This window comes from Chromohalobacter sp. HP20-39 (genome assembly GCF_033052815.1).
Lineage (GTDB): Bacteria > Pseudomonadota > Gammaproteobacteria > Pseudomonadales > Halomonadaceae > Chromohalobacter.
Genome location: NZ_JAWHTP010000944.1, coordinates 1 through 252 on the forward strand (window position 1 = coordinate 1; position 252 = coordinate 252).

Here is a 252-nt window from a genome sequence, read left to right on the forward strand (position 1 = left end):
CGCCCACGCAATCCAACACCACGTTTCCGGCCAGCCTGACCGGCAAGCTCGCGTACCACAGCTACGTGAGCTACGGCGATGGCACCAGTCAACTCTTCATCTACGACTTTGCCGCGCGCACGCTGCAGCAGGTATCGCAACCCGCCTGGGGCATCCAGGACCCGATGAACGCGGTGTTCAGCCCCGACGGCAAGTGGATTGCCTTCATGGGCATCACCAACAACGCATGGAACGTGTTTTTCTGGCAGGTCG

At 61.1% G+C, this 252-nt stretch carries 1 protein-coding gene; it reads left to right on the forward strand.

The features are described from left to right. On the forward strand, window positions 1-252 hold a 252-nt coding region (locus RVY79_RS20750), incomplete at both ends, for a hypothetical protein (protein ID WP_317466485.1).